Genomic DNA, 20093 nt, shown 5'->3' on the forward strand with positions numbered 1-20093 from the left:
GCGTCGAAATGAAAAACGGGGCAGTCTGGACTGCCCCGTGTCTTTGGCCGGTATTGGGAGGTGATCAGACCCGCACCAGCTTTTCGTAACTCTCTGCGATGTCGCGCGTCATTGTGCCGACCTCAAAGGTGTAGTCGCCAATCTGGCCGACCGGCGTGACCTCGGCCGCTGTGCCCGTCAGCCAGCATTGTTCGAATCCTTCCAACTCTTCCGGCATGATGTGACGCTCATGCACCGTAACGCCACGCTCGCGCAGCATTCCGATCACAGTCTGGCGGGTGATTCCGTTCAGGAAACAATCGGGGTCGGGCGTGTGCACTTCGCCGTCCTTGACGAAAAAGATGTTCGCCCCTGTCGCTTCGGCGACATAGCCGCGGTAGTCGAACATCATCGCATCCGAACATCCCTTTGCCTCTGCCGCATGTTTGGACATGGTACAAATCATGTATAGCCCCGCTGCTTTCGCATGGCAGGGGATCGTTTCCGGCGAAGGTCGTTTCCATTTGGAAATGTCGAGCTTGGCGCCCTTCATTTTGGCCTCCCCGTAATAGGCACCCCATTCCCATGCGGCAATCGCCAGACGCACGGGGTTCTTGGCAGATGCCACGCCCATATCCTCGCCTGCGCCGCGCCATGCAATTGCTCGTACATAGGCATCCTGCAAACCGCTGGCGGCCAGAACCTCGACCTTGGCGGCTTCAATTTCGTCGATTGTCCAGGGCACTGCGAAATCCACCATCTCGGCTGACCGCTTCAATCGTTCCGAGTGTTCCCGGCTTTTGAAAATCTTGCCGTTATAGGCACGCTCGCCCTCAAATACCGAGGACGCATAATGCATCGCATGGGTCAGAATATGGACTTTGGCATCGCGCCAATTGACCAATTTGCCGTCCAGCCATATCAGGCCATCCCGATCATCATAAGCGCCCGCCATTGTAAATCTCCTCAGCAGCAAGATAAATTTAAGAATATTGCGTCAATAGGTCCGTTTCGGACATATTCGGTCGCAAAAAGCTAAGTTTTGCTAGCGTTTCATCCTTGGAGTGTCAACAAGGCTGACGTACCCTTGGCAACACACAAAAACGAGGCTTCTCATGTCCGATGGACGCTCCCCAGCCGCTGTCAGAAGCGACAACCTGTTGTTTCTCACGGATGAACAACTACGACAAGGCAGCGAGGCGATGTTCTTTGCTTATCGTGGATTCACCGCAGATCCTGACCGAATTCTGGGTGACATGGCGTATGGCCGTGCCCACCACAGAGCAATTCACTTTATCGGTGGCGCACCGGGGACTACCGTAAATAACTTGCTGAATATCCTCGGTGTCACAAAGCAATCGCTTAATCGTGTGTTGCGCACGCTGATCGCCGATGGTCTGGTTCAAAGCAAGGTGGGGCGCAATGATAAACGGGAACGACATTTGTATCTGACGGAAGAAGGCCGCGCCCTGGAACAGAAGTTGTCGGACGCACAGCGTGCGCGGTTGCGCGCGGCATTTCGCGAAGCAGGCCCGGAGGCCGTTGCGGGGTTTCGTCGCGTGCTCGAAGCGATGATGGATCCTGAAATGCGGGCCAGCTACACCAGATTAAGGGGGTCGGGATCTTGAACGAGATGGACGCACATCTGCTGATCGTAGATGATGACGAACGCATCCGCACGCTGTTGCAAAAATTCCTGATGCGGCATGGGTTCCTTGTTACTGCCGCGCGCGATGCGGGCCATGCGCGGCGTATTCTTGCCGGGCTGGATTTCGATTTGATCGTTCTTGATGTGATGATGCCTGGTGAAGACGGCTTGGCCTTGACGGCATCTTTGCGCGAAACCATGGAAACCCCGATCTTGTTGCTGACGGCCAAAGGCGAAACCGGCAACCGCATAGAAGGCCTGGAAGCGGGGGCTGACGATTACCTCGCCAAACCCTTTGAACCCAAGGAACTGCTCCTCAGGATCAACGCGATTTTGCGTCGCATGCCGGATACCCGCGCGGAAGATACCGCGCCCAAGGTGCTTTCGCTTGGCGCGATCCGGTATGACCTGGAACGCGGCGAGATGTGGCAGGGTGATGTTCTGGTCCGTTTGACCGCGACAGAAATTCTATTGATGAAGATTTTCTCGGCCCAACCCGGACAACCCTTGAGCCGGGCCAAGCTGGTAGAAGAACTGGGCCGTGACCGTGGCCAGGCGCAGGAACGTGCGGTGGATGTCCAGATTACCCGGTTGCGGCGCAAGATCGAGGATAACCCGAAACAGCCGCGCTATCTGCAAACCGTGCGAGGCGCGGGATATATGTTGGCACCTGATTGACGGGACCAGCGCCCGAAGAGGGTTCGGACGGTATATAAGGCCAAAAAGAGATGCAAAGCGCGTCTGGTGAAGCGCGGCGTTCCTGTCTATTGTGCGGCAAGTTGACAAGAACGAGGCCTGCAGCATGTCCGATACCAAGATCGAAGAAATGAGTTTTGAGGCTGCCATGGCAGAGCTTGAGAAGGTTTTGGGGCAACTGGAACGTGGCGACGTGGCCCTGGATGAAAGCATCGCCCTGTACGAACGCGGGGCTGCCCTGAAGGTGCGATGCGAGACCAAGCTGAAAGAAGCGGAAGAAAAAGTTGCCGCGATTACCCTGGACGGGGATGGAAACCCAACGGGTCTCAAGCCCGTGGAAGGGCTGTAGGTATTTGTGTTTTCTGAACGGTTATCTGACGCGGCACAGAGCGTAGCTGGGCATTTCGACCACATTCTGGCGCAGATGGACAATCTGGCGGTGGTACATGCGATGAGCCATGCCACAACCGGCGGCAAGGGGTTGCGCGGGTTCCTTGTTTTGGAAAGTGCGCGTTTGCACGGAATCACGCCGGCCGCAGCGATCTGGCCGGCCACGGCAATCGAGGCGCTCCATGCCTATTCACTGGTGCATGACGATTTGCCCTGTATGGATGATGATGACCTGCGACGTGGCGTGCCAACCGTGCACCGCAAGTGGGATAGAGCCACGGCGGTGCTGGCGGGAGATGCGCTTCAGTCGCTGGCGTTCGAGCTGGTGACCGCTGCCGAGGTTGGTAGTGGGGAGGTGCGGGCAAAGCTGGCGAATACGCTTGCCATCGCTGCGGGAGCAAGAGGCATGGTTCTGGGGCAGGCGCTTGATATTGCGGCAGAAACAGCACTCCATCCCCTGTCATTGGATGAAATCACTGCGTTGCAACACAACAAGACCGGTGCGCTGATTGTCTGGGCTGCCCTGGCAGGCCCGCGTATGTCGGGGGATGATACCGGAGCGCTGGCGACCTATGCTAAGGCGCTTGGTCTTGCGTTTCAGATTGCCGACGACATTCTGGATGTGACCGGGGATGCCGCGACGGTCGGCAAGGCCACAGGCAAGGATGCCGATGCTGGCAAAGCCACTTTCGTGTCACTTCTGGGTCTTGATGGGGCCACAGGTCGCGCCGAAGAGCTGGTGCAATCTGCTTGTGATGCATTAAGTGTTTATGGTGACGCGGGCGAAACACTGCGTGACGCCGCCCGATTTGTCGTTACCCGCAAGAACTGAGGGACATCATGACCGACCATCCCAAGACGCCCATTCTGGACCGTGTCATGCGTCCGGCTGACCTGAAACAGTTGAGCGATGCCGAGCTTCGTAAATTGGCGCATGAGGTCCGCGATGAGACAATTTCGGCTGTATCTGTAACCGGTGGGCATCTGGGCGCCGGGCTTGGCGTCGTCGAACTGACTGTGGCGCTCCACGCGGTTTTTGACACGCCACGGGACAAGATCATCTGGGATGTCGGGCATCAATGTTACCCCCACAAGATTTTGACGGAACGGCGTGACAGGATTCGAACCCTGCGTCAAAAGGATGGGCTGAGTGGTTTTACCAAACGTAGTGAATCCCCCTATGATCCTTTTGGTGCGGCGCATTCTTCGACTTCTATTTCGGCAGCCCTCGGTTTTGCTGTTGCCCGTGATCTGGGCGGGTCGCCAGCCGAAGGTGCCGGGGACGCAATAGCGGTGATCGGCGACGGGGCCATGTCGGCGGGCATGGCCTATGAAGCGATGAACAACGCAGGCCATCTCAAGAAACGCTTGATCGTGATCCTGAACGACAATGAAATGTCGATTGCGCCGCCGGTAGGCGCCATGTCTGCCTATCTCAGCCGCCTCTATGCAGAAGAGCCGTTTCAGGAATTCAAAGCCGCTGCCAAGGGCGCGGTAAGCCTGCTGCCCGAACCCTTCCGTGAAGGGGCGAAACGGGCCAAGGACATGCTGAAAGGCATTGCCGTTGGCGGCACATTGTTCGAGCAGTTGGGCTTTTCCTACCTCGGGCCGATTGACGGGCATGACATGGACCAATTGCTGCCGGTTCTGCGCACAGTCAAGGCGCGTGCGACGGGGCCGATTCTGATTCATGTACTGACCAAAAAGGGCAAGGGCTATGGCCCCGCGGAAAAGGCCCGCGACAAGGGCCACGGCGTGTCCAAATTCAATGTGGTTACGGGAGAGCAGAAAAAAGCCCCCTCCAACGCACCCAGCTATACCTCTGTATTTGCGCAAAGCCTGCTGCAACATGCTGCCGAGGACGACAAGATTTGCGCTGTGACAGCTGCAATGCCCGATGGTACCGGTCTGGACCTTTTTGCCAAACGGTATCCTTCGCGCTGCTTTGATGTGGGGATTGCAGAACAGCATGGCGTGACTTTTTCCGCAGCTTTGGCAGCCGGGGGGATGAAGCCGTTTTGCGCAATGTATTCGACCTTTTTGCAACGCGGCTATGATCAGGTTGTACATGATGTCGCAATCCAGCGTTTGCCGGTACGTTTCGCGATAGATCGCGCCGGTCTGGTCGGGGCTGACGGGGCAACACATGCGGGAGCGTTTGATGTTGCCTTTCTCGCGAACCTGCCCGGTTTTGTCGTGATGGCTGCTGCTGATGAAGCAGAGCTAAAGCATATGGTGGCGACTGCAGTAGCGCATGACGACGGACCTATCGCCTTTCGATTCCCGCGTGGTGAAGGCAAGGGTGTCGATCTGCCCGAACGCGGCACCCCGCTTGAGATCGGCAAAGGCCGTATTCTCAGCCAGGGCAGTCGCGTTGCGTTGTTGTCCTTTGGCACCCGGTTGACAGAGGTTGAAAAGGCGGCGGAGGCCCTTGCCGGCAAAGGCATCACACCGACGGTTGCGGATGCCCGTTTTGCCAAACCTCTGGACCGGGACATGATCCTGAACCTTGCTGCGCAACACGAGGCGCTGATTACGATCGAAGAAGGTGCCCTCGGCGGTTTCGGCTCGCATGTGGCGCAACTTCTGGCGAATGAAGGTGTGTTTGACAAAGGCCTTAAATACCGCTCGATGGTGCTCCCTGATACATTCATTGATCAGGCTTCGCCGTCGGATATGTATGCGGTTGCCGGAATGAATGCGGAACAGATCGAAGCAAAGGTGCTGGATGTTCTGGGGATCGCTCAGATCGGGGCGCAACGGGCCTAATTGCCGTTGTTCTGCCGTTCAATCAATGCATCAAGCCGTTCTTCAATCGCCGTCAAGCGGGCCAAAACAACATCACGGTGGGCATCCGTTTCGGCGTTGCTTTCTTCGGAATGTACGTCCTGCATGGAATTGACAATCAAACCTACCAACAGGTTTACCACGGCAAAGGTCGTGACCATGATAAACGGAATGAAGAACAGCCAGGCATAGGCATATTCACGCATCACAGGGCGTACGATGCCCATTGACCAGCTTTCAAGGGTCATGATCTGAAACAGAGAATATCCGGACCGTCCCAGCGTGCCGAACCAATCCTCAAAAGCAGCACCGAACAGTTTGGTGGCAATCACAGCGCCGATGTAAAAAATCAACGCCATCAAGGTAAAGACCGAGGCCATGCCGGGCAGGGCGGTGATGAACCCCTCGACCACGCGGCGCAGGCGTGGCGCCGTCGATACCAACCGCAACACCCGTAGAATCCGCAGGGCGCGCAAGGCAGATAATCCATCTGCTGCAGGAACCAGGGAGATCCCCACGATCACAAAATCAAAGATGTTCCATCCGTCCCGGAAAAAGCGAACCCGGTATACGTAAAGCTTCATCAACAGTTCGATGACAAAAATACCAAGACAAAAACTGTCCAATGAGGTCAGAAACGGTCCCGTAATGGCGACGACCCTGCTTGAGGTCTCAAGCCCCAGGAGAGCAGCGTTAAAGACGATAACCCCCAAGATGAAATTGCCGAACCGGCGGCTTTCCAACAGCCTTTGCATTTTTTGACGCACGGTAATGATCCGAAGTTGTGTGTTTGCGCGCTCCTTATGACGGCGCTGAACATTCAGGACAAGCACGGGTCTGGATCAGGTCGATTTCGGCTTTGACCTTTACGCAAAACCGTCAGGTATTGTGCTGTAGCATTGCCGTCAGACCACTTCGATAGTCTGGGTATTTGGGCTGCCATGCGAGCGCACGTTTGATCCGGTCGTTGCGCACTTTTTTACTTTCCGCATAAAAGCTGCGGGCCATTGGCGTCAAATCGGCGGTGTCAAAATCTATGGCTTCGGGCAGGGGCAGCCCCAATAGTTCGGCCGCGTAGCTGATCACATCTTGGGGTGGTGCCGGATCATCGTCGCATAGATTATAGATCGCCCCGGCATCGGGGCGTTCCATCGAAAGTGCCACCGCCTGCGCGAGATCATCGACATGGATGCGACTGAACACCTGGTTTTTCTTGATAATCCGACGGGCTGTGCCCTTCAGTACCTTGGCAAAAGGGCCGCGCCCTGGGCCATAAATCCCCGCTAGACGAAAAATATGCAGCGGTAGGTCGGGAATCGACTGCCATGCGGCCTCGGCCTCAACCCGCAATTGGCCGCGTTTCGTTGACGGGGCCAAAGCGGTGTCCTCATCGACCCAGTTTCCTTGGTGATCACCATAGACACCGGTGGTCGATAGGTATCCTGCCCAGTCCAGGTTGGGAGCAATCCGGGCGATGTCATCGTACATCACGTTCAGTACCGGATCACCTTTGGCGTCCGGTCCGGCGGAAACCAGAAGATGGGTTGCCTCGCGTAGCACTGCGCCGAGATCACTTCCGGGCCAAAGCACCGGTTCAACGCCGGTGGCAGCAATTGCAGCCATCTTGTCCTCGGACCGTGTGGTCCCGATGACATGCCATCCCTGCGGGATCAAACGCGCCGCCAATGCAGCAGCGCTGTAGCCATGACCAAATGAAAACAGAACCTTATCCATGCGGCAAAAATGACCCGTCATTGCCCGCGCTTCAAGGGGCAATCATGGTATGGTGATCTGTTTGTCTAAGGGTAGCAACGCGTTGATCTGTCCAAGATGTTCCGGCAGACATTTTTTCAGGAAATCATATTCAGATACAACATGCGCCCGTGCCGCTTTTGCCAGGTGTGCAAATTTTTGCGGCTCTGCAAGAACTTCGACAACCTGTTTTGCCAATGCATCGGAGTCAAAGAAATCTACCAACAATCCGGTTTTCCCATGGGTGATCGCCTCACGGACCGGTGCGACATCAGCGGCCACAACCGTTGCACCCATCGACATGGACTCTAACAGAGACCACGATAAAACAAACGGCATGGTCAGATAGACGTGACACCGGCTGAGCTGCACCAGTTTCTGATAATCGGGATAGGGTATGCGACCCAGAAAGTGCAGCCGGTCCCAATCCAACTGATCACCGACTTCCTGTTCCATTTCTCCACGCAGACCTTTCGGGTTGTCACTTTTGCCGCCATAGGACACGTCGTTTCCGCCCACGATCAACACACGCGCACTTGGGCGTTCTTGCATGATCCGTGGCAAGGCACGCATAAAGACATGAAAACCCCGCGCACGTTCCAGGTTGCGGGCGACATAGGTCAAAACCTCATCTTCACGTGTCAAAGGTGCATCCAGCCGCCCAAGGCGCAATTCCACATCTGGATCCGGACGCAATTTGTCAGTGCGGATTCCATCGTGACACACGTACATCCGGTCATGAAAGCTGGTGGGAAACCTGTCGCGTTGCCAGAATGTGGGCACATGGCCCTGATCGACCACTTCGATATTGGCCAAGGGGACGGCATTGCGTGCCTGCATCAAGAATGGTGCGTGTGCTGAGACTGGTTCTTCAGGATCAAAACCAACCAGGCCCCCCTTTAGATTATAATAATATTCAAAAAAGCCGATGATCGGGACTTCTGGCCAGACTTGTTTGAAAAACGTCAGTTCGCCCCAGCCCACATGCCCGATGACAATATCAGGGACAAACCCTTCTTCTGTCTCCAGACGCCGCGCTGCCATGGCAGCACCAAACCCTGAACCGACGGCTTCTTCCCAAACCTTGGAAAGCCCGTAGGCGTCCTTGTCAGGCTTGCGATGTGGCTTGTAAATCCGCGTCCTGATTCCGCGCAGAGTCGGAGCGTCCTTTTTTTGTGTCAAAAAATAGATCTGATGCTGCTCTTGGGCGGCCAGCCACTTTACCAGCTCACGGTATTGACCCGGCATGTTCTGATGCACAAAGAGTATGTTCATAATGCCTGCCCTACTGCGTTATCGTTGCCGCGCAGTTAATCCAAGCCATGACCGAGGTGCAATGTGTCTTGCTCCTGACCGGGTCAATGGGCATAGTCTGATCCCTCGGAATCCAGGATTGCCATCAGTTCTGCCAAATGACGTGCGTCCTGTTCCGGGTATTCCTCAAGTTCTTGTGCTGTTTTTTCTGCGATGTCATCAGAGATACGGCGCAGAGGCAAACCAGTCTGCAGCGCCTTGATATAGGTTTCTGCGGCGCGCTCGAAATAATAGAGCCTGTTAAAGGTATCCGCGACCGTTTCACCGATCACCATTACCCCATGTGATCCCATCACCATGACTTTCTTCTTGGGATCTGTCAGGAGTTTGGCGCATCGTTCTCCTTCGTCCTCAAAGGCCAACCCGCCGTAATCCTCGTCAATCACGACACGGTTGAAAAAGGTACAGGCATTCTGGTCGATCGGGGGTAGTCTGCTGTCTTGGAGGCAAGCAAGCACAGTTGCATAGATCGAATGAACATGCATCACACAGCGCGCATGCCTACAGGCGCGGTGGACGCCGCCGTGCAATCCCCAGGCCGTCGGATCGGGTGCATTTGGTCCTGTCAGGGTCTTTGGGTCATTTGCGTCAATCATCAACAGATCACTCGCCTTGATCCGGCTGAAATGCATTTGGTTCGGATTCATCAGAAACTGAGTGCCTTCTTCATCTACAGCAAGAGAAAAGTGATTTGCGACGCTTTCATGCATATCCAGTCTGGCTGTCCAACGAAAGGCAGCGGCCAGTTCGACCCGTTGTTGCCAATGGTCCATGTTCGGTTTCAATTCCGCGGTTTTCATCTCGATTTTCCCTTATTTGACTCTGCTTGGCACCCATGCATAGCCATTTTCACACAATATGTAGGCCTCGCGCAGACCGTGGGGTTTGTCAGTCGGGGGCTGCAAGACCGTCCCGCCGACCACCTCTGCCCGGGTACAGGCTGCTTCCGGGTCGCTATCATAAAGCCTGATCTCGATACCCCCACCCCTCGGCGGATTCTCTGGCAGCAACCCCAACAACGGATTCGAATGATAGGTGCTGTCGCTGTGCAGTTGAAACACCTGATCCGCATATGTCATGATCGCGAAGTCGGTCGTTGGTTGGAATGCTTTCATCCCGAAAACAGTCTCTAAAAAGGTGACTTCGGCAGCAACATCCCGGACCAAAAGGTTCAATCCCATACCACGCAAGGACGCGCCGAAGGTCTCTGCATCAAGTTTGTCATAATCCATTTTCTGCTTCCCTGCACGCACCCGCTTGAACCTGCTGAGACCCTGTGCCACCTTGGGACATGACGCAAGAACCTTTCCCAACTTGGGCCGATCTGGCTCCGCAATTGGTCAACACCGCTGCCGGACGCAGTGCTGCTGACATGATCATTACCGGTGGCATCTGGGTGAATGTGCACACCCGAGAGGCCTTGCCGGATCATGACATTGCCATCACGGCCGGGCGAATTGCCTTTGTAGGGCCCGATGCCGGTCATTGCCGGGGTCCTGATACGCAGATTGTCGAGGCCAAGGGCCGCTATATGATTCCGGGTCTATGCGACGGGCACATGCATATCGAATCCGGCATGCTGACCCCTGCGGAATTTGCGCGCGCCGTCATCCCGCATGGTACGACATCCATGTTCACCGATCCTCATGAGATCGCAAACGTGCTGGGGCTGAAAGGCGTGCGGATGATGCATGACGAAGCCCTGATGCAACCGATCAATATCTTTACTCAGATGCCTTCCTGTGCCCCTTCTGCTCCTGGGATGGAAACCACAGGTTTCGAAATCAGTGCAGAAGACGTGGCCGAAGCAATGAACTGGCCCGGCATCATTGGGTTGGGCGAGATGATGAACTTCCCCGGTGTGTCAAACGCCGACGCCAAGATGCTGGCCGAAATTGCCGCCACCCAGCGTGCCGGCAAGACGGTGGGCGGGCATTATGCCTCCCCCGATCTGGGGCCTGCTTTCGCCGCCTATGTCGCCGGTGGTCCCGCGGATGATCATGAGGGCACCTGCGAAGCGGATGCCGTCATGCGCATGCGCCAGGGGATGCGCTCTATGATCCGCCTCGGCTCTGCCTGGTACGATGTCGAGACCCAGATCACCGCCATTACCGAACGCGGCCTCGACCCGCGCAACATGATCCTCTGCACTGATGATTGCCATTCGGGTACCTTGGTCAACGACGGTCATATGAACCGCGTTGTGCGTCACGCAATTGATTGCGGCTGTGACCCGCTGATTGCTTTGCAAATGGCAACAATCAACACTGCCACCCACTTCGGACTGGAACGTGACATTGGTTCCCTTACACCGGGTCGCCGTGCGGATGTGATCCTGACGTCAAACCTTGAAACCCTCCCGATAGAGACTGTTATCGCCCGCGGTCAGATCGTGGCACGGGATGGCATATGCCTTGTCGAATGCCCGCATTACGACTGGCCTGATACTGCCCGTCAGACTGTGAACATGGGCAAGACGCTAAGCGGTGATGACTTCACCATCCAGGCCCCCCACGGAGCCAACGGTGTTAACGCCAATGTTATCGGCGTGGTGGAAAACCAGGCACCCACCAAGGCGCTGCAATTCGAATTGCCCGTCACTGATGGTCGCGTTCAGGCCACCGGTGAGGTCGCGCAGATTGCCTTGGTCGAACGCCACCGCGCCACCGGAAATGTGGTGAACGCGTTTGTATCGGGTTTTGGCTATTCCGGTACGATGGCCATGGCTTCGACCGTGGCGCATGATAGTCATCATATGATTGTTGTCGGTACCGACCGTGACCAGATGGCTCTTGCCGCGAACCGCCTGCGCCAGGTCGGAGGTGGGATTACCATCTTCAAGGACAGCAAGGAACTGGCGCTGGTGAAGCTCCCGATAGCGGGATTGATGTCTGACCAACCAGCGGATGAAATTGCCGCCGACACAGAGAATATGATGCAAGCCATGCGCGACTGTGGCTGTACCTTGAACAACGCCTATATGCAGCATTCTCTCCTGGCACTTGTTGTGATCCCCGAATTGCGGATCAGCGACCTTGGCCTTGTCGATGTGCGCAGTTTCGCATTTACAGACGTGATCGTCAGGTCGGTATGAAAATGGCAAACCCGAATGGGCAGGACCGCCCCAAAAACAAAAGAAAGACAATGCATGAAAATAATCACTCCCGATTCTCCACACCCGCAGGAATTCACCGATGCCACCGAGGCCGTTGATTTCCTGACCAGACTATACTTGCAGGCGACAACCTTTTTGCGCGACCAGTTTGCCAGCGTGCTGGAAACGCCAATTCAAGAAACCCGTATCCGCGCCTTTTACCCCGAGGTGCGGTTTGCAACCTCCAGCTTTGCCCAGGTCGACAGCCGCCTGAGCTTTGGTCATGTTTCTTCGCCGGGCCGGTTTGCCGCGACGATCACGCGGCCAGATCTGTTTCGCCACTATCTGATCCAGCAAATCGGCCTGCTGATCGAAAACCACGAACAACCCGTCACCATCGGATTGTCGGAAACCCCTATTCCCGTGCATTTTGCGGTAACCGGCGAAAATGCTGTTAATATCCCCCAGGACGGTGCCGCTGATTTCACCCTACGTGATATTTTCGATGTGCCGGACCTCTCTACCACCAATGATGACATCGTAAACGGTACCCATAAACCTGTTGATGATGTCCGGCCCCTGGCCCCCTTTACCGCGCAACGGATTGATTATTCACTGGCGCGTCTTGCGCATTATACAGCAACAGATGCCGAACATTTCCAGTTTCATGTCATGTTCACCAACTACCAGTTCTATGTCACTGAATTCGAAGATTACGCGCGAAAGCAGCTGAATGATCCCGACAGCGGCTACACCTCTTTTGTCTCAACAGGTAATGTCGAGATTTTCGATGGCGATACACCGATCCCCGAAACACTGAATATGCCGCAGATGCCAACCTACCACCTCAAACGTGCGGATGGCTCTGGTATTACTCTTGTCAACATTGGCGTTGGACCCTCGAACGCCAAAACGGCAACGGATCACATCGCGGTGCTGCGCCCGCATGCATGGATCATGGTTGGCCATTGCGCAGGGCTGCGCAACACGCAGGCGCTGGGCGATTTTGTGCTCGCCCATGCCTACCTGAGAGAAGACCACGTGCTGGATGATGACCTGCCGGTCTGGATACCGATCCCCGCATTGGCTGAGATCCAGATCGCTCTTGAACAATCCGTTGCCCAGGTCACCCAGCTTGAAGGGTACGAATTGAAACGCATCATGCGCACCGGCACCGTCGCTACGATCGACAACCGCAATTGGGAACTGCGCGATCAGTCCGGTCCGGTGCAGCGTCTGTCGCAATCGCGGGCTGTTGCCTTGGACATGGAAAGCGCGACCATCGCTGCCAACGGATACCGTTTCCGCGTGCCTTATGGCACGCTTCTATGTGTCTCTGACAAGCCGTTACATGGCGAACTCAAGCTGCCCGGCATGGCTTCAGACTTCTACAAAACCCAGGTTTCGCGTCATTTGATGATCGGAATCCGCGCGATGGAGCTGTTGCGCAGCACCCCGTTGGAGCGTATTCATAGCCGAAAATTGCGCTCATTTGACGAAACTGCATTCCTTTAACCGGCTTTAACAGCGAAAAAACTTCGAAAAAACGCAATTATCAGTGAAAATCGGCGCAATTTCCGTTGTGCTACCCCACAACATACCGTTACTTTCTGCGCAGGAGGCCCAACATCGGGCGGTCTAAGGAGAAAAAGATAATGGCAACCAAACCAATGACAAAGACTCAGCTCGTCGCCGCACTGGCCGAGGAAATGGGCACAGACAAGAAATCCGCAGGCGCAGCACTTGATGCCGTTTGTAACCTGATCACACGCGAAGTATCGGGCGGCGGGGCTGTCACACTGCCCGGCGTTGGTAAAATCTACTGCCGCGAACGGCCAGAGCGCATGGTGCGCAATCCCGCGACAGGTGAACAATTCAAGAAAGATGCAGACAAGGTTGTCAAAATGACAATCGCGAAAGCACTGAAAGACAGCGTGAACGGCTAAGCCTTCACCGATCTTTGAATTTGTTTAAGGGCCGCCAATTGGCGGCCTTTTTACTTTTCTGCGGCTGCTTGAGCATATGTTGTGCCATGCCACTATCACGCAGGGTCTCGCTGCGTGGCATTGATCGATTGGATCGTGAGAGGATTAGGCCACCTCAACAGATCATGTTTGGCAATACCCTTGCTCCTGACATCAATCTAGGAAACTGTGCGCGAAACAGTTCATCCGAAGGCAGATCAATGGATATTCGCGCAATTCTAATGGGGCTTGTTTTCGCGGTCATGTGGTCCTCGGCCTTCACCTCCGCCCGTATCATCGTCGCCGATATGTCCCCGCTCTTTGCGCTATCATGCCGCTATCTCATTTCGGGGTTGCTGGGTGTTTCCATTGCGCTGGCAATGGGGCAGTCGATGCGCCTGACGCCCGCACAATGGCGTGCAACTGTCATTTTTGGAATTTTGCAAAACGCCGTCTATCTCGGTCTGAATTTTATCGCGATGCAAACGGTTCAGGCTTCTTTGGCCGCGATCATCGCTTCAACCATGCCCTTGCTCGTGGGCTTTGCGGTTTGGGCCGTCTTTGGTGAAAAACTGCGGCCTCTGGGTATCGCGGGTCTGATTGCGGGCGTGATTGGCGTGACCATCATCATGGGTGCGCGTCTGAACGGAGGCGTGGATATGGTCGGTGTCGGGCTGTGCGTGATTGGCGTGATTGCCTTGACCATCGCAACCCTGTTGGTGCGCGGTGCGACATCGGGCGGAAATTTCCTGATGATCGTTGGGCTGCAAATGTTGGTGGGTTGCGCTGCACTGACACTCGCAACCCTTGCATTCGAAACCCCACGGATCAACCCGACCTTGTCGCTGGCTCTGGCCTTTACCTATACCTGTTTGTTTCCCGGCCTCGCCGCGACGATCATCTGGTTCTGGTTGGTGAACCGCATCGGGGCTACCCGCGCGGCGACGTTCCACTTTCTGAACCCGTTCTTTGGTGTCGCGGTTGCGGCCCTGTTGTTGTCGGAAACGCTGGGTGCCCGAGACACCCTGGGTGTGGCGATCATCACGGCGGGTATCCTAGCCGTGCAAATATCTCGCCAGTCCAAGGTTTGAACGCGACATCCCATGCCGCATCTCAACGTCGATTTCGCGCAGAGCGGGGAGTAAGCTGGATGAATGGACACATCCGCTGCGCCACCAAAGCTCTATGCCTTTCTGTTGATCCCCGGTTTTTCGACCTTGGGGTTCGCGTCTGCATTGGATTGCCTGGCTCTGGCCAATCATCATCCTTCCGGACGTCAGTTTTACCGATGGCGACTTCTGTCTGAAGACGGAAGATCTGTCGCGGCCTATAACAATGTCAGAATCGAAACCGATACTGGATTGACTGAGCTTGAGCGCAACGAAACCCTGATCGTCTGTGCCGGGGAAAATGCCGGACGTGGCAGCACCAGAGCAGTATTGAACTGGCTGCGCCGCGAAACCCGCAAGGGCATGGACTTTGGTGCCTTGTCGTCAGGCACCTATATATTGGCCTTGGCCGGTTTAATCGGAGGCAAGCGAGTGACGACACATTGGGAATACAAAACAGCGCTCGCCGAGATGCTACCCGATGTAATCATGGAGGATACCCTGTATTCGGTCGATGGTCGCGTTTTTACATCCGCAGGCGGGGCGGCATCGATGGATCTGATGTTGCACCGCGTAGGTTGCGATTACGGCAATGAGATTGCCACATGGGTAGCGGACCAGATGGTCTACCATGCGCCACGCGTGCAATCACAGGGGCAACGCCTGTCCCAGCGGTCCCGACCTGAAGTGCGCAATGCCAAACTATTGCTGGCCATTCAGATCATGGAAAACAACCTGGAAGATCCGCTGCGCCCGGATGAAATTGCCACGCTGGTCAAATTGTCCACGCGACAGCTCGAAAGGTTGTTCGCACGATATTTATTCACCTCCCCCAAGCGGTACTATCTGCACCTCCGACTGGACAAAGCCCGCAACCTGCTGCGCCAGACTGATCTCAGCGTAACCGATGTCTGCGTGGCCTGTGGCTTTAAATCGCTGTCACATTTTTCCAAAAGCTACCGGGCGGCCTATGGCAATCCTCCCGGCACAGAAGCCTCCGACGGCAAGGTTCTTTGGTCAGGGAAAGACAAGCGTTAGGCTATCGCTTCCTGAACACAGCAATATGCGCCTTGTCATGTTTGTGCGATGCCTCGGTTTTGGGTCCGTAAATATCGACTATGCGATGTTCCAAATCCTCAATATCCGCCTCTAACAAGGAAAACTTTTCCGAAAACCCCCGTGCTTCGAAATGCTCTGCATTGATCGACAGGACAAAGAGGGCGCCCCGCCGTCCCAGTCTGATCACCTCGTTCAACGCTTCGGGGCCGACATGGCCATGGGTGAATGTCCCGGAACTGACAATCGCGTCATAGGTACCCGTTGCAATATCCAGCGGCCCTGTCAGATCACCAAGAAATGTGTCTCTATATATACCTTTTTCGGCCGCTATCGCCAACATATCCGGCGAAATATCCAGGGCATCCATTGTCAGTTGCACGTTGCGTGACACATATTGCGCGACCAACCCAGTGCCAGCACCGAGGTCCAACACCACCCCTTGTCCGTCAAACATCTCGATCAGTATTGTCGCCACGATTTGCGGCAAACGATAATCCATATTTTTGGCAAAGCCGTCATCATAGGTATCCGCCCAGTCTGCATATAGCCGCTGGTTGTCCGCCGGTGTTTCAAGCGCATAGGCCGTTTCAAGGTCCGGATCATTCATCGCAGGTTCCTTTTTGCGACAAAGCCTAACGCGGTAACTTCATTTCAACAACGGTTCGATCACGTTCAGTATTGTACGTGATTGCGGTTTGACCGTCGCTCCCCAGGTGCCAAGTACCGCACCCTCCGGTCCAATCAGAACTTTGTTGAAGTTCCAGCGGGGCACAAACCCGGTTTCTTTCTGGATCGCCTTGTAAAAGGGGTGCGCCTTTGCGCCCTTGACGTGCGTAATGTCCGCCATCGGCAGGTCAAGCCCAAAGGAAATCTCGCAAAACGTCTTGATCTCGGCACCGTTGGCGAGTTCCTGATTGAAATCATCCGAAGGCACAGCAAGAACAACCAATCCCCGGCCTTTGAAGGTGTCATATAACGCCTGCAGTCCAGCATATTGCCCCGTGAATCCGCATTGCGAGGCGGTGTTCACCACCAATACGGGTTGCCCCGCCCATTGGCCTAGGTTCAAGGTGCCCCCATCGATATTCGCAAATGTCATATCGCGCGGCACGGCCGCCGCATTTGTCCCTATGACGGCAAGGACGAGTCCGAAAATCCAATGCATATCCTATTCCCCTTATCGCTATTTCCTGCCGAACTCACGCAATCCGATCACATGAAGTTGCACAGATACCAGAAACCCTTTGAATTCCATGATAGCACCCCATCTTATAAAACAAATAAACGCGCCAAGGAGGACGTCATGTCAAAATACGAAAAACGCGCAGAGGTGGTCGCAAGCCTTTCGCCCGAAGAATATCACGTCACGCAGGAAAGCGGCACGGAACGCCCCGGCACGGGCAAGTTGCTTGGCAACAAGGAACCCGGCATATATGTGGATATCGTAACCGGAGAACCGCTGTTTGCGTCGGCCGACAAATACGAAAGCGGCTGTGGCTGGCCCAGTTTCACCAAGGCAATTGAAAACGTCACAGAACACCAGGACGTATCTTTGGGCATGGTCCGCACCGAAGTGCGCAGCAAACACGGCGACAGCCACCTTGGCCATGTCTTTCCCGACGGCCCGCCAGACCGCGGGGGGCTGCGTTATTGCATCAACTCGGCCTCATTGCGTTTTGTCCATCGCGACGACATGGTTGACGAAGGATATGGCGATTACTTCAACCAGGTGGAGGACGTGACATGACAACCGAACGTGCAGTATTGGCTGGGGGATGTTTCTGGGGCATGCAGGATCTGATCCGCAAACGTCCCGGCGTAATTTCGACACGAGTCGGATATTCAGGCGGTGATGTGCCCAACGCCACTTATCGCGATCATGGCACCCATGCAGAAGCGATTGAGGTGATCTTTGATCCGACGGTCACCTCCTACCGTGAACAGCTTGAATTCTTCTTTCAGATTCATGACCCGACGACACTCAACCGGCAGGGCAATGACCGCGGGATGAGCTACCGTTCTGCGATTTATTATGAAAATGAAAATCAGAAAGCCATCGCAGTGGACACGATTGCCGATGTAGAGGCATCAGGACACTGGCCCGGAAAGGTCGTGACCGAAGTTGAACCGGTTGGCGATTTCTGGGAGGCCGAGCCAGAGCATCAGGATTATCTGGAGCGTATCCCGAACGGTTATACCTGTCATTTTCCTCGTGCCGACTGGACCCTCCCCAAACGAACAGCCGCAGAATAAGGTCTGAGGCGGGGAGAACCCCGCCTAGCCAACTGCAATGCGTGGTCTGCCCGTCGCCTCAACTGTGATGGTCGCTTCGATGAAAACCCTGCGCGACTCCACGCCGGCACTGCGGGCGTCGCGCGTTACGCTAACTTGGATGTCGATCGCTCCTGCGGCTTCTGCTTCGGCGACAGCTTTGCTGCGCAAATTTGTCTCTAACAAAGCCAATGCAGCCTTTTGATCGCCAAAATCCTGGGGCCCCTCTGCCAGATGGGCACGGTATTTTCCCTCACTGGGTGAGGTGACGGTGCCCGTATGCCGCATCGTTACCCGCCCCACGACGGCACCAATCGCATTGGCGACCCCCGCATGGATGGGCAGGATCATCTCGCAATTCAGCAATGCCCCAACAGCCGGATAATAAGAGGGTGCCGAGGCACCCAGGCCCACAACAGCGGTATTCAAACCAGCTTCGACCCTGACCAGACCTGTTTGTCTGGACATGCCGCGCAGCATCAATTCATGCCGCGCCAGAATTTCCGGTGATTGGTTATATGGCGTTTCTTCTTCGCCAAAAGCAGTCTCTAACAAGGCCAATGCCGTCTGATGTGTCAGCTGGTCGATGATCATTCTGGCCACATTGTCTTCGGAGTTCGACAGGACATTCCCCGACCCTGTCCGCCGCCGCCCGAAAAGTTGCAATGCCTTGCGGGCCGCACCGGCATCCCATTCCATCACACGGCCCAACACATGGCTGGCATCCGATGGCGTCACACCTGCGTCCTGCACCAACCCACGTTCCACCAGGCGATTGAGTGCACCCTGTTCGATACGTGCACGCAATATTTCACCGCGCGGATGTATCCCGATGCCGATCCGATCCAATAAAGCCGCTTCGCGGGCTCCGATTCCTTCGCGGCTGACCCCCTGTACCGCTCGCACAAAGCGTCCGTCATGCTCTCCGGGGGTAACAGATCGCAACTGCTTATCCAGTGCTGCATGCACTACATCGGGGGCTTCCAGAGCGATTAATGACACGGGCAGCACACGCTTGGGGCCCAGAGTTACGCCTCCCTGCAGGCCTTCGGAAATGAAATGTACTTCGCTGTCTCCCCCCAGACCGGTCGTGCGCATCGCGACCGCTTCGACCATAGTGCGATAGGGCCCGACGCGCGCGCCGGCTGGATCGATCTTGGGCCGCCCGTCCTTGAGCAGGGCAACATCCGTCGTTGTACCGCCAATATCACTGACCAGGGCGTGATCCGCGCCCGTCAGCCACCGGGCCCCGACAATTGATGCCGCCGGACCACTCAGGATCGTTTCGATTGGCCGCTCACGGGCTTGGTCAGAGGAAATCAACGCGCCGTCTCCGCGCACGACCATCAGCGGTGCGGCTATGTCCAGATCTTTCAAGGTATCCTCGGCGCGGCCGATCAGCGCTTCGATCATGCCGATCAAACGGGCGTTCAATACAGCCGTCAACGCTCGTTTTGGGCCATTTAGCCTGGCTGACAGTTGGTGGGATGCAGAAATGGGGCAACCGGTAATTTCCGCGATCAATTCTGCCGCCCGCACCTCGTGGGCCGGGTTTCGCGTGGCAAATTGGCTGGCCACGGCAAAGCTGCTTACCTCCCCTTTGCAGCGGTCCAGAAAGGCTCTCAGCCCGCTTTCATCCAGGGGGGTAGCCTCGCCGCCGGAATGGCTATGACCCCCTTCCAGAACCACATAGGGATCACCCTTGAGCGCATCGGCCAATCCATGCCCTTGCAAGTCCTTTTCGCGGAAGCCGATATATACCAGCGCAACACGTCCGCCCTGGCCTTCAACCAAGGCGTTGGTCGCCAATGTAGTTGATAAAGAAGCAAGGGCAATCTGCGCGGGGTCCACTGCCGCTTCGCCCAGAACGGCACGCACTGCCGCCCCGATTCCAATCGCCAGATCATGCCGTGTCGTCAATGCCTTCGCAGAGGCAATAACTGTTTCTTCATCTCGAACCAGCACGGCGTCAGTATATGTGCCGCCCGTATCCACACCCAAAAGCAAGGCCATGAGGATCTCCTTCATTC

21 protein-coding genes are annotated in these 20093 nt (G+C 55.7%); 12 read left to right on the forward strand and 9 right to left on the reverse strand.

Features of this window, described 5'->3' with window-relative positions; translation table 11 throughout:
- Positions 1-64: 64 nt before the first annotated feature.
- On the reverse strand, positions 65-934 hold the full coding sequence (locus OS190_RS02120; protein WP_267157008.1) for a branched-chain amino acid aminotransferase: 870 nt from the start codon (positions 932-934) through the stop codon (positions 65-67).
- A gap of 160 nt (positions 935-1094) precedes the next feature.
- Between OS190_RS02120 and OS190_RS02125 the strand changes: the two genes are divergently transcribed.
- The 5 genes from OS190_RS02125 (at position 1095) to dxs (ending at position 5482) form a co-directional block, all read left to right on the forward strand.
- Complete coding sequence (locus OS190_RS02125) at positions 1095-1607, forward strand: MarR family winged helix-turn-helix transcriptional regulator (RefSeq protein WP_267157009.1); 513 nt, start codon at positions 1095-1097, stop codon at positions 1605-1607.
- Positions 1604-2305 (forward strand): response regulator, encoded by a 702-nt coding sequence (locus OS190_RS02130; protein WP_267157010.1) that lies wholly within the window; start codon positions 1604-1606, stop codon positions 2303-2305. The genes OS190_RS02125 and OS190_RS02130 overlap by 4 nt, the downstream gene beginning before the upstream one ends.
- Before the next feature lie 124 nt (positions 2306-2429).
- Complete coding sequence (locus OS190_RS02135) at positions 2430-2672, forward strand: exodeoxyribonuclease VII small subunit (protein WP_267157011.1); 243 nt, start codon at positions 2430-2432, stop codon at positions 2670-2672.
- A 6-nt stretch (positions 2673-2678) separates the two neighbouring features.
- Positions 2679-3545: a polyprenyl synthetase family protein gene (locus OS190_RS02140; RefSeq protein ID WP_267157012.1), complete on the forward strand. Its 867-nt coding sequence runs from the start codon at positions 2679-2681 to the stop codon at positions 3543-3545.
- 8 nt (positions 3546-3553) lie between these two features.
- On the forward strand, positions 3554-5482 hold the full coding sequence (dxs, locus tag OS190_RS02145; protein ID WP_267157013.1) for a 1-deoxy-D-xylulose-5-phosphate synthase: 1929 nt from the start codon (positions 3554-3556) through the stop codon (positions 5480-5482).
- On the opposite strand, the gene OS190_RS02150 is transcribed toward dxs, so the two are convergent.
- The 5 genes from OS190_RS02150 to OS190_RS02170 all read right to left on the reverse strand — a co-directional run bounded on the left by OS190_RS02150 (position 5479) and on the right by OS190_RS02170 (position 9798).
- A complete protein-coding gene (locus OS190_RS02150; protein WP_267157014.1) occupies positions 5479-6255 on the reverse strand; it encodes an ion transporter in 777 nt (258 codons plus the stop codon). The two genes, dxs and OS190_RS02150, sit on opposite strands and share 4 nt — an antisense overlap.
- A 124-nt stretch (positions 6256-6379) precedes the next feature.
- Complete coding sequence (locus OS190_RS02155; protein WP_267157015.1) at positions 6380-7234, reverse strand: SDR family oxidoreductase; 855 nt, start codon at positions 7232-7234, stop codon at positions 6380-6382.
- A gap of 42 nt (positions 7235-7276) precedes the next feature.
- Complete coding sequence (locus OS190_RS02160) at positions 7277-8527, reverse strand: glycosyltransferase family 4 protein (RefSeq protein WP_267157016.1); 1251 nt, start codon at positions 8525-8527, stop codon at positions 7277-7279.
- Between the two features lie 83 nt (positions 8528-8610).
- A complete protein-coding gene (locus OS190_RS02165; protein WP_267157017.1) occupies positions 8611-9366 on the reverse strand; it encodes a class II aldolase and adducin N-terminal domain-containing protein in 756 nt (251 codons plus the stop codon).
- A gap of 12 nt (positions 9367-9378) precedes the next feature.
- Entirely contained in the window at positions 9379-9798 is a 420-nt protein-coding gene (locus tag OS190_RS02170; protein WP_267157018.1) for a VOC family protein, read from the reverse strand.
- 59 nt (positions 9799-9857) lie between these two features.
- On the opposite strand from OS190_RS02170, the gene ade reads away from it, so the two are divergent.
- From ade to OS190_RS02195, 5 genes are all read left to right on the forward strand, one after another.
- Positions 9858-11660, forward strand: a complete 1803-nt coding sequence (gene ade / locus OS190_RS02175; RefSeq protein ID WP_267157019.1) for an adenine deaminase — start codon at positions 9858-9860, stop codon at positions 11658-11660.
- Between the two features lie 54 nt (positions 11661-11714).
- On the forward strand, positions 11715-13175 hold the full coding sequence (locus OS190_RS02180) for an AMP nucleosidase (RefSeq protein WP_267157020.1): 1461 nt from the start codon (positions 11715-11717) through the stop codon (positions 13173-13175).
- A gap of 140 nt (positions 13176-13315) precedes the next feature.
- Positions 13316-13606: an HU family DNA-binding protein gene (locus OS190_RS02185; RefSeq protein WP_267157021.1), complete on the forward strand. Its 291-nt coding sequence runs from the start codon at positions 13316-13318 to the stop codon at positions 13604-13606.
- A 239-nt stretch (positions 13607-13845) separates the two neighbouring features.
- Entirely contained in the window at positions 13846-14715 is an 870-nt protein-coding gene (locus OS190_RS02190; protein WP_267157022.1) for a DMT family transporter, read from the forward strand.
- Positions 14716-14778: 63 nt separating this feature from the next.
- A complete protein-coding gene (locus tag OS190_RS02195) occupies positions 14779-15771 on the forward strand; it encodes a GlxA family transcriptional regulator (RefSeq protein ID WP_267157023.1) in 993 nt (330 codons plus the stop codon).
- Between the two features lies 1 nt (position 15772).
- Here OS190_RS02195 and OS190_RS02200 read toward each other — a convergent pair whose 3' ends face one another.
- Together OS190_RS02200 and OS190_RS02205 are read right to left on the reverse strand one after the other, a co-directional pair.
- Positions 15773-16399: a class I SAM-dependent DNA methyltransferase gene (locus OS190_RS02200; RefSeq protein ID WP_267157024.1), complete on the reverse strand. Its 627-nt coding sequence runs from the start codon at positions 16397-16399 to the stop codon at positions 15773-15775.
- A gap of 39 nt (positions 16400-16438) precedes the next feature.
- Entirely contained in the window at positions 16439-16957 is a 519-nt protein-coding gene (locus tag OS190_RS02205; RefSeq protein ID WP_267157025.1) for a glutathione peroxidase, read from the reverse strand.
- 138 nt (positions 16958-17095) lie between these two features.
- Between OS190_RS02205 and msrB the strand changes: the two genes are divergently transcribed.
- Both msrB and msrA read left to right on the forward strand, forming a co-directional pair.
- On the forward strand, positions 17096-17539 hold the full coding sequence (msrB, locus tag OS190_RS02210) for a peptide-methionine (R)-S-oxide reductase MsrB (RefSeq protein WP_267157026.1): 444 nt from the start codon (positions 17096-17098) through the stop codon (positions 17537-17539).
- A complete protein-coding gene (msrA, locus tag OS190_RS02215; RefSeq protein WP_267157027.1) occupies positions 17536-18045 on the forward strand; it encodes a peptide-methionine (S)-S-oxide reductase MsrA in 510 nt (169 codons plus the stop codon). The genes msrB and msrA overlap by 4 nt, the downstream gene beginning before the upstream one ends.
- A 24-nt stretch (positions 18046-18069) precedes the next feature.
- Here msrA and OS190_RS02220 read toward each other — a convergent pair whose 3' ends face one another.
- Positions 18070-20076, reverse strand: coding sequence for a hydantoinase/oxoprolinase family protein (locus OS190_RS02220; RefSeq protein ID WP_267157028.1), 2007 nt, complete (start codon positions 20074-20076; stop codon positions 18070-18072).
- Positions 20077-20093 lie beyond the last annotated feature (17 nt).

Origin of the sequence: Sulfitobacter sp. F26204 (genome assembly GCF_026410305.1) — a bacterium.
Taxonomy (GTDB): Bacteria; Pseudomonadota; Alphaproteobacteria; order Rhodobacterales; family Rhodobacteraceae; genus Sulfitobacter.

What these genes read in the sequence shown, in the direction of transcription:
- ade (WP_267157019.1), top strand. Translation starts at nt 9,858, where the DNA reads ATGACGCAAGAACCTTTCCCAACTTGGGCCGATCTGGCTCCGCAATTG.
- msrB (WP_267157026.1), top strand. Translation starts at nt 17,096, where the DNA reads ATGTCAAAATACGAAAAACGCGCAGAGGTGGTCGCAAGCCTTTCGCCC.
- OS190_RS02155 (WP_267157015.1), bottom strand. Translation starts at nt 7,234, where the DNA reads ATGGATAAGGTTCTGTTTTCATTTGGTCATGGCTACAGCGCTGCTGCA.
- OS190_RS02200 (WP_267157024.1), bottom strand. Translation starts at nt 16,399, where the DNA reads ATGAATGATCCGGACCTTGAAACGGCCTATGCGCTTGAAACACCGGCG.
- OS190_RS02170 (WP_267157018.1), bottom strand. Translation starts at nt 9,798, where the DNA reads ATGGATTATGACAAACTTGATGCAGAGACCTTCGGCGCGTCCTTGCGT.
- OS190_RS02205 (WP_267157025.1), bottom strand. Translation starts at nt 16,957, where the DNA reads ATGCATTGGATTTTCGGACTCGTCCTTGCCGTCATAGGGACAAATGCG.
- OS190_RS02135 (WP_267157011.1), top strand. Translation starts at nt 2,430, where the DNA reads ATGTCCGATACCAAGATCGAAGAAATGAGTTTTGAGGCTGCCATGGCA.
- dxs (WP_267157013.1), top strand. Translation starts at nt 3,554, where the DNA reads ATGACCGACCATCCCAAGACGCCCATTCTGGACCGTGTCATGCGTCCG.
- OS190_RS02125 (WP_267157009.1), top strand. Translation starts at nt 1,095, where the DNA reads ATGTCCGATGGACGCTCCCCAGCCGCTGTCAGAAGCGACAACCTGTTG.
- OS190_RS02220 (WP_267157028.1), bottom strand. Translation starts at nt 20,076, where the DNA reads ATGGCCTTGCTTTTGGGTGTGGATACGGGCGGCACATATACTGACGCC.
- OS190_RS02190 (WP_267157022.1), top strand. Translation starts at nt 13,846, where the DNA reads ATGGATATTCGCGCAATTCTAATGGGGCTTGTTTTCGCGGTCATGTGG.
- OS190_RS02150 (WP_267157014.1), bottom strand. Translation starts at nt 6,255, where the DNA reads ATGCAAAGGCTGTTGGAAAGCCGCCGGTTCGGCAATTTCATCTTGGGG.
- OS190_RS02195 (WP_267157023.1), top strand. Translation starts at nt 14,779, where the DNA reads ATGGACACATCCGCTGCGCCACCAAAGCTCTATGCCTTTCTGTTGATC.
- OS190_RS02185 (WP_267157021.1), top strand. Translation starts at nt 13,316, where the DNA reads ATGGCAACCAAACCAATGACAAAGACTCAGCTCGTCGCCGCACTGGCC.
- OS190_RS02180 (WP_267157020.1), top strand. Translation starts at nt 11,715, where the DNA reads ATGAAAATAATCACTCCCGATTCTCCACACCCGCAGGAATTCACCGAT.
- OS190_RS02120 (WP_267157008.1), bottom strand. Translation starts at nt 934, where the DNA reads ATGGCGGGCGCTTATGATGATCGGGATGGCCTGATATGGCTGGACGGC.
- OS190_RS02165 (WP_267157017.1), bottom strand. Translation starts at nt 9,366, where the DNA reads ATGAAAACCGCGGAATTGAAACCGAACATGGACCATTGGCAACAACGG.
- OS190_RS02160 (WP_267157016.1), bottom strand. Translation starts at nt 8,527, where the DNA reads ATGAACATACTCTTTGTGCATCAGAACATGCCGGGTCAATACCGTGAG.
- msrA (WP_267157027.1), top strand. Translation starts at nt 17,536, where the DNA reads ATGACAACCGAACGTGCAGTATTGGCTGGGGGATGTTTCTGGGGCATG.